9 protein-coding genes are annotated in these 13,772 nt (G+C 69.0%); 2 read left to right on the forward strand and 7 right to left on the reverse strand.

The features are described from left to right. Positions 1-9: 9 nt before the first annotated feature. The 6 genes from OHS81_RS15855 to eccD form a co-directional block, all read right to left on the reverse strand. Positions 10-3,375, reverse strand: coding sequence for an AAWKG family protein (locus OHS81_RS15855; RefSeq protein WP_328385411.1), 3,366 nt, complete (start codon positions 3,373-3,375; stop codon positions 10-12). Between the two features lie 83 nt (positions 3,376-3,458). After that, entirely contained in the window at positions 3,459-3,971 is a 513-nt protein-coding gene (locus tag OHS81_RS15860) for a type VII secretion system-associated protein (RefSeq protein WP_328385412.1), read from the reverse strand. A 128-nt stretch (positions 3,972-4,099) separates the two neighbouring features. Further along, on the reverse strand, positions 4,100-4,426 hold the full coding sequence (locus OHS81_RS15865; RefSeq protein WP_328385413.1) for a WXG100 family type VII secretion target: 327 nt from the start codon (positions 4,424-4,426) through the stop codon (positions 4,100-4,102). 87 nt (positions 4,427-4,513) lie between these two features. Continuing rightward, complete coding sequence (locus OHS81_RS15870) at positions 4,514-4,843, reverse strand: hypothetical protein (RefSeq protein WP_328385414.1); 330 nt, start codon at positions 4,841-4,843, stop codon at positions 4,514-4,516. A 221-nt stretch (positions 4,844-5,064) separates the two neighbouring features. Then, on the reverse strand, positions 5,065-6,546 hold the full coding sequence (gene eccB / locus OHS81_RS15875; RefSeq protein WP_328385415.1) for a type VII secretion protein EccB: 1,482 nt from the start codon (positions 6,544-6,546) through the stop codon (positions 5,065-5,067). Positions 6,547-6,563: 17 nt separating this feature from the next. Then, the gene (gene eccD / locus OHS81_RS15880; RefSeq protein WP_328385416.1) at positions 6,564-7,964 is read right to left on the reverse strand and encodes a type VII secretion integral membrane protein EccD; all 1,401 of its coding nucleotides are present in this window, start codon (positions 7,962-7,964) and stop codon (positions 6,564-6,566) included. A gap of 324 nt (positions 7,965-8,288) precedes the next feature. On the opposite strand from eccD, the gene eccCa reads away from it, so the two are divergent. Beyond that, complete coding sequence (eccCa, locus tag OHS81_RS15885; protein WP_328391193.1) at positions 8,289-12,251, forward strand: type VII secretion protein EccCa; 3,963 nt, start codon at positions 8,289-8,291, stop codon at positions 12,249-12,251. 303 nt (positions 12,252-12,554) lie between these two features. Continuing rightward, positions 12,555-13,316: a DUF3152 domain-containing protein gene (locus OHS81_RS15890; RefSeq protein ID WP_328385417.1), complete on the forward strand. Its 762-nt coding sequence runs from the start codon at positions 12,555-12,557 to the stop codon at positions 13,314-13,316. Positions 13,317-13,489: 173 nt separating this feature from the next. Here OHS81_RS15890 and OHS81_RS15895 read toward each other — a convergent pair whose 3' ends face one another. Further along, complete coding sequence (locus OHS81_RS15895) at positions 13,490-13,717, reverse strand: hypothetical protein (protein ID WP_328385418.1); 228 nt, start codon at positions 13,715-13,717, stop codon at positions 13,490-13,492. Positions 13,718-13,772 lie beyond the last annotated feature (55 nt).

The raw sequence follows: 13,772 nt of genomic DNA on the forward strand, positions 1-13,772 counted from the left end.
GATCACGGCTCATCGTCCGATCACCGCCGGTGACCCGCCCTCGTCGGAGCCCCAGACGTCCTCGTCCTCCGGCACCCACGCCTCGCGCTCGCGGTCTCCGCTCTGCGTCTGCTGCCGGCCCGGCCCGGCCGCACCGTTCCCCCCGGGCGCGAAGGGCGTGCCGCCACTGGTGTTGATCACGGCTTCGCGATCATCGTAACGTCCCCCGCCTGCACGGCCGTTGGACGGACGACGCCGGTTGCTGACCACGTCGCCGCCGTCGATGACGTTGCGGGTGCGCTCCGAGGGGCCGCCCTGGCCCTGGCCGCCGCCGCCCCCCATTCCGCCCATGCCGCCGCCCATCATCCCCGGGCTCATCGGCATACCGCCGGGGGCTCCGCCCTGGCCGCCGGGGGGCCCGCCCAGGCTGGCGGCGGCGCTGCCGGCGCCCTGCTGCCCGCCGGAGCCGCCGGACTGGGGGTCGTACAGCTCGTGCTCGTAGTCGGACTGGCCGCCGAACGACCGGGACTGGCCGCCGGAGCCGTGCGCGTCCGGGCCCGAACCACCGGTCAGATAGCCGGAGTTCGTCGTACCGTCCGGGCTGGTCTGCGACGCGGCGCCGGTGCGCGGGTCGACCGTGCTCGTACTGCCGTCCCGGTACTCGGTGACCACCTGGCCGTGCGAGTCGAGGTGGCTGACGCTGCCGTCGGGATTCCTGAGCACGTCACCCGCGTTCAGCGGCCCGGTGTGGGTCCTTCCGTCGGAGCCCGTGACGCTCGACGTCTGCGTCTGCGGGTCGATCGTGGCCTTGCTGCCGTCCGGGTACTCGGTGACCACGCGGCCGTGTGAGTCCACATGCGAGTGGCTGCCACCCGGGTTCGTCAGCGAGTCGTCGCCGTTGACCGGGCCGGTGATGCCGTCCGGCGCATAGCTCTGGTGGTCGCCGTACGGGGAACCCCCGTGCTGGCCACCCAGGATCTCGCCGGCCTTGTCCTGGTACTGCTGCTGCCGCTGCTCCTGCCGCTTCTGCAGCTCCTCCTGGCGGCGCTCCTGCTCCTTGCGCTGCTCGTCCTGGCGCTGCTGCTGCTGGTCCTGCCGCTGCTCCTGGTGGCGCTGCTGCTCCCCCTGCTTCTGCTCCTGCTCCTTCTGCTGCTGCTCCTGCTTGGCCTGCTGCTCCTCGCGGATCCGGTCCTGCTTGGCCTCCTGCTCCTCCTGCTTCTGCTCCTGCTTCCGCTGCTGCTCCTCCTGCTTGGCCTCCTGCTCTTCCTGCTTGGCCTCCTGCTTCCGCTGCTGTTCCTCCTGCTTGGCCTCCTGCTCCTTCTGCTGCTGCTCCTGCTTCTTCTCCTGCTCCTCGCGGATCCTGTCCTGCTTGGCCTCCTGCTCCTCCTGCTTCTGCTCCTGCTTCCGCTGCTGCTCCTCCTGCTTGGCCTCCTGCTCCTTCTGCTGCTGCTCCTGCTTCTTCTCCTGCTCCTCGCGGATCCTGTCCTGCTTGGCCTCCTGCTCCTCCTGGCGCTTCTGCTGCTCCTTCTCCTTCTTCTCCTGCTCCTTCTTCTGCTGCTCCTGCATGATCCGCTGCTGGAGCACCTGCTGGTCCTGCCGCTCCTCCTGGCGGTGCTGCTGCTCCTCCTGCTTGGCCTCCTGCTCCTTGCGGATCTGGTCCTGCTTGGCCTCCTGCTCCTTCTCCTTGGCCTCCTGTTTGGCCTCCTGCTCGTGCTGCTTGGCCTCCTGCTCCTTCTGCTGCTGCTCCTGCTTGGCCTCCTGCTCCTTCTCCTTGGCCTCCTGCTTGGCCTCCTGCTCGCGCTGCTTGGCCTCCTGCTCCTTCTCCTTGGCCTCCTGCTTGGCCTCCTGCTCCTTCTCCTTGGCCTCCTGCTTGGCTTCCTGGTCCTTCCGGATCTGGTCCTGCCGCGCCTTCTCCTCCTCCTGGCGCTTGAGGTCGTCGGCGCGCTGCTTGTCCGCCTTGGCCTCCTGCTCCTTCCGGATCCTTTCCGCTTCCGCCTTTTCCTTGAGCCTCTCCCTCTCCATCCTTTCTTCTTTTTCTTTGTTTAGTTTGTCTTGCAAGGCCTTGTCATCGATGGCCTTCTTCTTGTCCTTGGCGGCCTGGTCCTTCTGGAGGCTCTGCTGGAGGTCCTCACCGCGCGGCGGGCGAATGCTGCCGATGTCGGCCTCACTCGTACTCCACGCCTTCATGAGATTCTGCTTCGCGGCTTCCGCAGGCTTCCCCAAATCATTGCGGATATCCCGCCACCAGCGGTCCAGCGCCTCTTGGCCGATGTTCTTCCAGGTCTGCGGCGAGTCCAGCGCCCCGTACGAACGGTCGTCATCCCTGGCCTCGCTCGAAAATCCCGGTTGCGCCGCAAGGTATTCTGAATCCGGCTTGTAGCCGCTCGCCCCGGTAGTATAGCCACTGGCGTTCGAACTGTATTTCTTGCTGACCTTGAAGATATTCTTTTCCCAGACATTGTTCATGACCTGGTTAAGAATCCGGTTGAGATAGAACAAGGGGTTGGCCTTGGGAGTCGGGCTGAACCCGCCATACCCTCTGGTAAGCCCCGACCAATCCACCCACGCATCGTGAAGTTTTTGGGCTTCGTCGAGCAGCGCCATTCCTGCATAGCGGACCGCGGCGCCCTGCTTTGACCCGTGGGCCGTCCCGGTCAGCCCAACGGTCCTCTCCGCGGTCGCGTGCATGTCTTCGGAAAGGCGTTCATAGCGCCGCACCAGCAGATGGACCAGATTCCACCAGACGCCGGCCGCTTGCCCTTTCCAATTTTCATTCTCGACCGCACCGAAGTCCTTCTCCCAGCCATCGAGGACTTCCTTGCGGCTGTTGACAAAGTTCTCCACGCGGTCGAACGCCTGCGCCGTCGCCTCGAAGGTGGACGGATCGACGTAAGCCTTGTCCTCAACGCCGGGTCCCCAGTCGAAACCCCTCGTACCTTGGGGCTTGGTGAGCAGCCAGTCCAGGACGTGCCCCGCCCCGTAGGAGTACCGGGCCAGCGCCGTGGTATCCCATTTCGACTCCTCCCCACCGTCCTCGGCCTTGAACGATCCGGCGGCGCCCCCATCATGCATTGCCGCTTTTGTGTCCTGGATACCGATCAGTTGAATCGAGACGTAGCGCTTTTTCAGACCACCGTTATTTGTGTAGAACGGGATCTTGATGTGCATCGTCTTGATTTCATTGTAAAAATTCTCGCTCTGCCAATTGGTCTCCTCCAGCTCGGGCATTTTGCTGTCGCCCGCGTCCTCGATCGTGACATGCATCATCGGAGTACCGTCGTGGCCTTTAAGATTGTCAAGGACTTCCTTGACCGACGGCACCGGGTATCCGGTGAAAGTATGGACGACCTTCTGCCAGTCGTCGTTACCCGGATTGATCGGTGTGTCATCTGGCATAACGAAACTCCAACGGCACTGACGCGAGCGGGACTCGGAGGTTGCCTCACAGGGCAGGGATCACCGGCGACGGTGAAGAGATATCAGTGCTTGCCACCGCCGCCATCGCCGTCGCCGCCACCGCCGGCGAGAGAGTCGGCAATGTCGTCCACCACGTCCTCGAAGGCGGTCATGAACTTGTCGCCGTCGATCTTGTCGAGGCTTTCACCTTCGGTCGTGAGCAGCGTCTTCATCGTTTCCCGCAGGTTGTCCTCGATGTCATCGAACAGCTTCTTCTGGTCCGTGATGACGGTCTCCAGCTCTTTGGCCGCACCCATGACCGCCTTGACCAGGCCCCCGGCGAGGCCCTCCGGTCCTGCCAAGGCACCGAGCGCCAGCGGAGTGTGGTTCTCGCTATGGATGTTGCCCCGGGGTTCTCCGAAGGAGAGAACGCTCTGCACGTCCACGCCGTGCATGTCACTCGCGAACCGCTCCGAGGGGCCGTCCTTCGATATCTTGTCGATCGCCGTCTGGAACTCCTCGACTTTCGTGTCGATGAAGTTCTTCATCCACTCCTTGTTCAGGACGATCTTTCCGCCGCCATCGCCGTCCGCCATGGTGCCGCTCCCTTTCTACTTCCGTAGTCCGCCCACGGCGCGGCTCCCGCGCCCCCCTGCAACCAGCACGGGCGGCGTCCGCGTTCGCCCCTACGCCGACAGCCGCCCGTTACCGAATCCGCCGCGGGTCAGGCGCCGACCCGCAGGTTCGAGAAGCCCTGGGCAGCGTTCTGCTGGTTCTTCCGGAAGGCGTCGGTCACACCGTTCAGCGTGCTGCCGTACCGGGTGAGCAGGTTGCCCATCTCCTCGGCCGCACGGTTCCACGCCGCCTGCTTCTGCTCGTAGACGTCCTTGTCGTCACCGACCCACGTCGCCTTGAGGGCCTGGAGCTCCTGGTCCAGCTCCGCGAGCCACTTCTTGATCTGAGCCGTCTGCAGGGCCAGATCCTCCGCCGCGTTGTCGCTGCGGCCGAAGTCGATGTTGATCTCGCCGTCCATGAAGTTGCCACCGGCCATGCCGGACCTCTTTTCGATCGTTGTGTACGTTCCGAGAGATACCGATTCGAGAAGACAGGGCCGCGGTGGGCGCACCCCGCGGTCGGCTCAGCCCGCGAGCGAGTTGAAAACGGACTGGGACCGGGTGAACTCCTGGTTCACTGCCTCGTCCGAGGAACCGATGGTCAGGCCGCTGTTCCGCAGAGTGGTGTTCAGCTCATCGATCATTTCCTTGAGGTTCTTCGAAATGATCTCCGCCTGGTCGTCCCACTGCTGCAGCAGCGTGTTGAAACTGCCGCCGACCTGACCTTGAAGCCCCGAATCGTTCTTCGTGTTCTCCAGTTCCTGACGGCTGCGCTGCACACCGGTGAACGCCTGCTCCAAGGCGTTGATGCCGTTCCGCGTGGCTTGCTCTTGCTGCTGTGCCATCTGTCCCATGGGCGTACCCTTCGGCCGTAATTCGCCGCCAGGCGAGGCGCGCTGGCAGCCGGTGCCCTCAATTGCATGGAGCCGTCCTCCAGTTGGCCCATACAAAGCGATACTAGAAGTCCGTAAACCTCATTTGCAACACTATTTGGGAAGAATCTGCGTGATGTTCCGCATTTCCCGATACTGCTGTGAGCAGATCGCTACGGCATGAACTCACCACCGCCCGCCCTTCATTCCGCCGGCTGCCGAGGCTGTGTTGTCTTCCGCTGGTTCCCGCACTTCGGTGCCGTCGATTTACCGTTCCCGGAACTCGCCGCCTGTGGCGTGAGATCCGGCCCGGTCGGAATCATGGAAAGCAGTGAGGACGGAAGTCCCTGTGCGCGGGCCCCGGTATAGCCGAGCGCTTTCAGCGTTTCCTGCGACGGCAGCCGGTACTTCATTCCGGTGTCGGTCACCAGATACAGCGTGCTGCCGACATCGCTGCCGTCGGCACCCAGCGCGTGCACCAGCGCACCGCGGCCCGGTCGCACGGCGATCCGGTTGACGGTCACACACGCGGGGACCATCCCCTCCGTCGACGCCTGCGCGGTGGGGCCCAGCTCCCGGGGGTCGGCCAGGGTCACGCTCACCCGCGTACCGTCGCCGCCCGACCGCACCCCCACGCACGGCGTCTGCCCCGTGCCGAGGTCCACCGGCTCCGGCGGCGCCTCGGGCATGCCCTCCGCGCGGTCGGCCGGACCCGGGTCCTTCGCCAGATTCCCGTTCAGCGCATCGGTGCCCAGGCTGCGCGCGGCGGCCGAACCGCCCCCGTACGTCTTCTGCTTGGTCTCCGGGTCGCCGAGCACCAGCGCCGCGCCGGTGGCGGTGAGCGGGGCCAGGCCCTCCTTGCGCAGCTGGTAGTAGCGGGCCCGCGCGCCGGAGGCGGCGACCTTGAAGATCTCGCCGACCCGGGTCTGCCCCCCGCCCAGCGCCGGTCCGGCGTCGCCCAGGCCCGGTACCTCGGGCGGGGTCAGATCGGGGCCGGTGGGCAGCGAGTTGAGGAGTGCGGCCGACACCGGCACGGGCTTCTCCGCGCCGTAGCCGAGTGCCGCGAGGGCGTTCGCCTTGCCGTCCAGGCGCAGCTTGCGGCCCTGCCACACCAGGTAGTTGTCCTTGTCGGGGCCGGTGACCAGCAGTCCCTGCCCCTGCTTGAGGCCCGGCCCGTCGGGCTCGGTGCCCACGGCGACCGTGGTGCCGGTCGAGCCGGTGCCGGTTCCCGAGCACACCTGCCACGGGCCGTCGTCCAGGTTGCCGGTGCCGGGCGGGTCGTCCGGGGCACCCGGTATGCCGACGGGTGCGCCGTGCGGGGTGCCGTCCAGCGACTGGCCGCCGACCGTCATGACCTTCATCTGGTCGCCGGCCAGCAGCCGCGCCGAGGTGAAGTTGCGCACCGGCCGCAGCCTGCCGCCGAGGAAGAGATAGCGGGCGCCGGTGTCCCTGTTGACGACCAGTGTGCCCGGGGCCCGCCAGGACTCCTTGGTACCGGGCTTGATCAGTCCGAAGACGAAGGCTCCGGCGCAGATCAGTACCGCGATCAGCACGCTGATCGCGATCCCGCGGTTGGTGCGGCCCTGCGGGCTCTCCGGCGCGTCGGGGTCGGCACGCAGCATGCCGGAGGTCAGCCGCCCCATGATGAACAGGTGCGCCTGGACCTGGTCCCGTTTGTCCTGCATCGCTCACACCTCCCGTCTCAGCCCATCAGCCCGCGCAGGGCGCCGTACACGCCGAGCACCCACAGCGCCAGCGGCAGCAGGCTGACCGCAGCCAGGGTGTGCAGGATCTCCGCCGCCCGGCCCCAGTAGGGCACGAGCCGGCGGCCCGGCACCGTCCAGGAGGCGATGGCCACGGCGGCGGCCAGGGCCAGCAGCGCGACCACCACCAGCGGACGCCCCTCGGGTGCGAAGGAGACGGCGCAGGCGAGGATCAGCAGGAGCGGGCCCACCGCGCCCGGAAGGGTCAGCGAGAGCCGCTGCCAGGCGTTGCCCAGACCGCGGCCGTGCAGCAGCAGGAGCAGCGACAGCGCCACGACCATGATCGAGGCGGCCAGGTCCGCGTACCACGCGAGCACTCCCAGGCAGCCGGCACAGACCGCGCCCACGGCCCCGTACAGCGAACTCATCCAGCCGTCCGCGAGCACCGCGCGAGCGGCGACGCCGCTGGGCGAGTGCGGCTCGATGCCCACTTGCAGCTGCTGGGCGTTGGTGGGCAGGGGCGGCATCCGCAGCCCGGACATCCGGAAGGACAGCGAGGGGACGAACGCGCCGAGGATCACCGCCACCAGGGCAACGACCCCGGCGACCTGGTGCGGTGCGAGGTCCACGGTGAGCATCAGGGCCCCGGCGAGCGCGCCGAACACCGCGACGACGGCGATACCGAGAAACAGCGAGGCGAAGGCGGAGACCGCCGCGAGGACGACGATCGCGCCGCCGGCGCCCGCCGCACAGCCGGCCAGCAGCCGGAAGCCCACCATCGCGTGGGCGTCCGGACCGGTCAGCTCGCCGCCGGGCAGCAGCCAGCCGGCGCACGCGAGGTAGGGCGCGGCCATCGCGCCCAGTGCCGCGCCCGCTCCGGCGTCGCCGACGGCGCGGCTGGCCGAGCCCGCGCCGGCGATCAGCAGCAGACCGGCCACTGCCGCGCACACCGCGCGCAGCCCCACCGATCCGCCGGGCAGCGCGAGGACGGCCAGTCCGCCGGTGAGGGCGAGGACCGCGAGGCCGCGCAGCAGCCGGCGGCTGGCCTGCGGGGTCCAGCCGTAGGGGCTCGCGGCCATGGTGGTGGAGATACCGTCCACCAGGTCGTCGAGGTGGACCTCGGGGAGCGCCTCGGTGCGCGGCCTGAGGTAGAGGGTCTCGCCGTCGCGCAGGTCGTAGGAGTCGAGGGTGCGTTCCTCGTCCATCGGCTCGGCGCCCAGCCGTTGCAGGACCCAGCCGCCGTGGTCGATCCCCGCCTCTTCGAGGTCGTCACCGCCGTAGCCGACGACGGCGGGCAGCAGGTCGGCCACGGGCACGTCGGAAGGTACCGCGAGGTCGACGCTCTTGCCGGGCGCGCGGACCGTCAGACGGCACAGTCCGGCCGTCTGGATATCACTCATGGGGCTGGCTCACGCTTCTCCGGACGGATTCGGAAAGTGCTCCGGACCCGTATGAGGGTGGCTGGGTCGATCGGTTTTGGTGCGGGCGAAGGTGAACTCCCGCCCACACGTGGTGTTGTCGGGCATTCGCCGTACGGTGCTTTCGACCGTACGGGGGAAAGGAGCGAACCGATAGTCCCGTTGGACAGAGTGGGCAGAAGAAAGGGCATGTTGGCCACGCATTGACACAAGAATGAGCACGGCAATTCTGACAACGACCCTTCCCGCCCTCGAAGATGCCCTTGTGCCGCGCAGCATTGCCCGTGAGGAGACCGTCCGTTGAGTGTGGTTCTGTTCCGCAGGCCGGCCCGCCGCCGCGGCCCGGACATGCCCGAAGGGGAGTTGACCCTCCAGGAGCCGCCGACACTGCCCGAAGTGGTGCCCGACAGCTCCGCCGTGTGGACCTATCTGCCCATGGCGATGATGTCGGTCTCCATGATGCTGATGTTCATGCGGCCGGGCACGGGCGGTTCCTCCGGGGGCCACTTCATGTACCTGGCCGTCGGCATCATGGTGGTGGCGTCCGGCGCGATGATGGTCGGCCAGATGATGCGCAAGTCCAGTGAGCGCAAACAGCGGCTCAAGGGCGAGCGCCGGGACTACCTGCGCTACCTCACCCAGACCCGGCGCAAGGTGCGGGCCGCGGTGGCCGACCAGCAGAAGGCGCTGGCCTGGCGGCACCCCGAGCCGGCCGCGCTGTGGTCGGTGGTGGGCACCACCCGGCTGTGGGAACGCCGCCCGCAGGACGAGGACTTCGGCGAGGTCCGGGTGGCCGTGGGCGACCAGCAGCTGGGTCTGCGGCTGACGCCGAACGCCACCACCCCCGTGGAGGACCTGGAGCCGCTGTCCGCGCATGCCCTGCGCAGCTTCATCCGGGCCTACGCCACCGTGCCCGAGCAGCCCATCGCCATCTATCTGCGGGCCTGGGCCCGGGTGCTGCTGCGTGGTGACGAGGAGCGCATGCGCTCCCTGGCCCGCGCCATGATCGCCCAGCTGGCGACCTTCCACGCGCCGGACGACGTGTGGGTGGCGCTGTGCGTGTCGGATGAGCGGCGCGCCGAGTGGGAGTGGGTCAAGTGGCTCCCGCACAACCTGCACCCGCAGGAGAGCGACGGCGCCGGCCCGGCCCGGATGTTCGTCTCCGCCTTCAACGAGCTGGAGGACCTGCTCGGCGCGGAGTTCCTGGAGCGCCCGTCGTTCGACCCCGAGGCGGTCGCCGGGCGCGAGGAGCCCTTCACCGTGATCGTGGTGGACGGCGGGAGCGTCCCCTCCGGACACCGGCTGGACGGCTCCGGCTTCCGCAACACCGTGGTCCTCGACCTGAGCGGGGCGCTGACCTGGCGGCCGGGCCGGGTCACGCTGCGCTTCGACGTGTCCGAGGACGACTTCTCGCTGGTGCGCACCGACCGCGAGCGCAAGGAGCAGACCACCCGGCTCGGCCGTCCCGACCGGTTCGGGCCGACCGGCTCCACCGCACTGGCCAAGCGGATCGCCCCGTACCGGATGGGGGTGGGCGCCGACACCTCCGCACCGCTGTCCACCACCTTGGAGTTGACCACGCTGCTGGGCATATCCGACCTGTCCCGCCATGAACCGCAGGCTCATTGGCAGCGCAGCACCGGCCCCGCCCGGCTGCGGGTGCCGATCGCGGTGAGCGCCGACGGCGCCCCGGTGGAGCTGGACATCAAGGAGTCGGCGCAGGGCGGCACCGGGCCGCACGGCATGCTCATCGGGGCCACCGGCTCCGGAAAGAGCGAGCTGCTGCGCACGCTGGTGCTGGCGCTGGCGCTCAACAACTCCTCCGAGACACTCAACTTCGTCCTCGTCGACTTCAAGGGCGGCGCCACCTTCCTCGGCCTGGACGAGCTGCCGCACACCTCGGCCGTCATCACCAACCTGGCCGGCGAGGCCGCGCTGGTGGGCCGGATGCAGGACGCGCTGCACGGCGAGCTGATGCGGCGCCAGGAGTTGCTGCGCTCGGCGGGCAACTACACCTCGGCGCTCGACTACGAGAAGGCGCGCGCCTCCGGCGTCCCGCTGGAGCCGCTGCCCAGCCTGTTCGTCGTGGTCGACGAGTTCAGCGAGCTGCTGGCCGCGCACCGGGAGTTCATGGAGCTGTTCGTGATGATCGGGCGGCTCGGGCGCAGCCTCGGCGTCCATCTGCTGCTCGCCTCGCAGCGGCTGGACGAGGGCCGGATGCACCAGCTGGAGAGCCATCTGTCCTACCGGATCGGGCTGCGCACCTTCTCCGCCATGGAGAGCCGCGGCGTGCTCGGTGTGCCGGACGCCTACCAGCTGCCGCCGCAGCCGGGCAGCGGCTACCTCAAGTCAGGGGTGGAGGCGCTGACCCGCTTCCGCGCCGCCTATGTCTCCGGCCCGTACCAGGAGCGCCATTCCAGCGCCAACCAGGCCCGGGTGGCCAGCCAGACCGTGCCGTGGACCTCCGGCTACGTGGTGCCGCGCCAGCTGCCCGACCTTCCGGAACCCGAGCCGGAGCCGGACGAAGAGAGCGGTGACACCCTGCTGTCCGTCGCCGTGGACCGGCTGCGTGACGCCGGCCCGCCCGCCCACCAGGTGTGGCTGCCGCCGCTGGACCGGCCCGCCACCCTCGACCAGATCCTGCCGCCGCTCACCCCCGACCCCGAGCTGGGGCTGACGACCGTGGGCTGGCCGGGCCGCGGCCGGCTGACCGTGCCCATCGGCATCGTCGACAAGCCCTTCGAGCAGATGCGCGACCTGCTGACGGTCGACCTGTCCGGGGCCGGCGGCCATGTGGCCATCGCAGGTGGCCCGCAGAGCGGCAAGAGCACCCTGGTGCGCACCATCCTCACCGCACTCGCCGTCACCCACACCCCGCGCGAGGTGCAGTTCTTCTGCCTCGACTTCGGTGGCGGCACGCTGGCCTCGCTGTCCGAGCTGCCGCACACGGCCGGCGTCGCGGCGCGGCTGGAGAGCGAGCGGGTGGGCCGTACGATCGCCGAGATCACCTCGCTGCTGAGCGCGCGGGAGCGGTTCTTCCTGGAGCACGGCATCGACTCGATGCCGACCTTCCGCCGGCGCCGGGCCGCCGGGGAGTTCCCCGAGCAGCACTACGGCGACGTGTTCCTGGTCATCGACGGCTGGTCCACGGTGCGGGCGGACTTCGACCGCTACATCCAGACGTTCAACGGGATCGCGGCCCGCGGCCTCAACTACGGCGTGCACCTCATCGTCACCACGGCCCGCTGGGTCGAACTCTCCGCGGGCGTGCGCGATCAGGCGGCCACCCACCTGGAGCTGCGGATGGGTGACGCGATGGACTCCGAGATCGACACCCGCCGCGCCTCGACCGTCCCGAGGCTGGCCGGCCGCGGACTGACCCGGGAGGGCAAGCTGCACTACCTGGGCGCGCTGCCCCGCATCGACGGCATGGAGAGCGCCGAGGACCTGGCCGACGGGGTGGCCGGCCTGGTGTCCGCCCTCAAGGAGAGCTGGCCAGGGCAGCAGACCCCGCAGGTGCGGATGCTGCCGACCCGGCTGCCCGCCGGGCAGCTGCCCGCCCCGGAGGGCGGTATGCGGATGCCGATCGGTCTGGAGGAGAACGAACTCTCCGTGGTCTGGCACGACTTCGCCGAAAACCCGCACCTGTTCGTGGTGGGCGACACCGAGAGCGGCAAGACGAACATGCTGCGGCTGACCGCCAAGGCCATCATGGACCGCTACACCCCGGCCGAGGCCCGGATCATGGTGGTCGACTACCGCCGCGACCTGGTCGAGGCGATCCCGGACGAGTACCGCCTCGGGCACGCCGTCTCCATCGACGCGCTCAAGGACCTGGTCGACGGCGCCGCCCGCGCGGTCCGCACCCGGCTGCCGGGGGAGGAGATCACCCCGGCCCGGATGCGGCTGTGCGACTGGTGGACGGGGCCGCGGCTGTTCATCCTCGTCGACGACTACGACATGCTGGGCACCGGCATCGGCAACGCGCCCTTCGACCCGCTGCTCTCGCACCTCGCGCTCGGCTACGAGGTCGGGCTGCACATGGTGGTCGCCCGCTCGGCGGCCGGCGCCAGCCGCGGACTGACCGAGCATCTGATGCGGCGCCTCCAGGAGGTCAACACCCCGGCCCTGCTGCTGTCCTGCCCGCCGACCGAGGGCTACCTCATCGGCAACATCAAGGGCCGCACCATGCCGCCGGGACGCGCCACCCACGTCGTCCGCCGGAAGGCGACCCAGGTGCAGACAGCACTCGTGGACGACGGGGAGTGAGTGCCGCGCCCGGCGGGAGGGCCGCCCGCCGGGCCGCGCGCCACGCGCCACGCGCCACGCGCCACGACGATCCGGTGCGGTTCCCCGTGAACATTTCTTGCTGTGCGTGCATCTGACATACCGCAGGAGGCTGAAGCGGCCTCTGCGGATGGGGCAGAGCACGATGAATGAGCAATACGGCAACACCGGCGTCACCCGCACCACCGGGGCGCGCGGGCGCATGGCCTGGCACGCCGGCGGCGCCCGCACACCGAACACCGGACGCAACCGATGAGCAAGCCGCGGTCCGACGGGAAGTCATCGATGTCATCCGCCCCGCCGTCGCAGGGCAACGGGCGTCGGCGTTCGCGGTCGCGCTCCGTGTTGCTGGCGGTGTGCGGTGTCACGCTGGCCGCCGCGGCCGCGGTCCTGGGCGTCGGGTTCGTCTCGGAGCACCATCCCGGGTGGGCCGGCGGCGAGGCGACCGCGTCGCCGCCGGGTGACTCCGATGCGCGCTACCCGGCGGACGGCCCCGGGGAATTCCGTATGGCGACCGCCTCAGGAGGGCGGATCGGCACCGCGGGCCGGTTCTTCCGCTACGAGGTCAAGGTGGAGAACAACCTGGCCCAGACCCCGAAGGCGCTCTCGGACGAGGTGCATCGGATCCTGGCCGATCCTCGCGGCTGGACGGCCGGTGGCGAGGCCTCCTTCCAGCAAGTCACCAGCGGCGCACACGACTTCACCGTGGTCGTCGCCACGCCCGGCACCGTGGACCGCATCTGCGGGCAAGGCGGCCTCGACACCGGGGGCGAGGTCAACTGCCGCGTCGGCAAGAACGTGGTGGTCAACATCAAGCGCTGGCTGCTGGCCAACCCGTACTACCAGCACAGCCTGCCCGGCTACCACGCGCTGACGATCAACCACGAGGTGGGACACTTCCTCGGGCACGGACACGCGTCATGCCCCGCGCCGGGCCGGCCCGCTCCCGTGATGATGCAGCAGATAAAGGGGCTGCACGGCTGCGTGCCGAACCCGTGGCCGTACGACCGCCACGGCACCTATCTCACGGGGCCGCCGGTCGCCTGACCGGCGGGAACCGGCGCCGGCCGGGCGACGACAGCGGGTCATTCCCCGGAGGATTGCTCCGCGGCGAACCCTTCCAGGGTGCACGCGCCCCGGAAACCTGAAAAACCTCTGCCCCGGCGTGACACCGGGGCAGAGGAAGACGCGGTCCTACCGGTCGTGAGGAAATGAACCGGTCACCAGGGGTACATGATGACCTCAAAGCCGTTGTCGACACAGTCGAACCCCGTCAGCAAACCCTGCTGGGCAGCCTGGTTACCGAGCGTCTGGCACTCCTGGAGGGATGCCGTGTGGTGGGGCAGGAGACGGGTCTCAGCGGAAGCCGGACCCGCCATGGCGAGGACCAGGGCTCCCGTGGCGAGGACGCCGAGACCGGCCTTTGCGGCCAGTGCGGTCTTGAACATGACTTCTCTCCCGTTTCGGTCACAACGTAGCGACCATGACGGGATAGAGCACCGC

This window comes from Streptomyces sp. NBC_00400 (genome assembly GCF_036048035.1).
Taxonomy (GTDB): domain Bacteria; phylum Actinomycetota; class Actinomycetes; order Streptomycetales; family Streptomycetaceae; genus Streptomyces.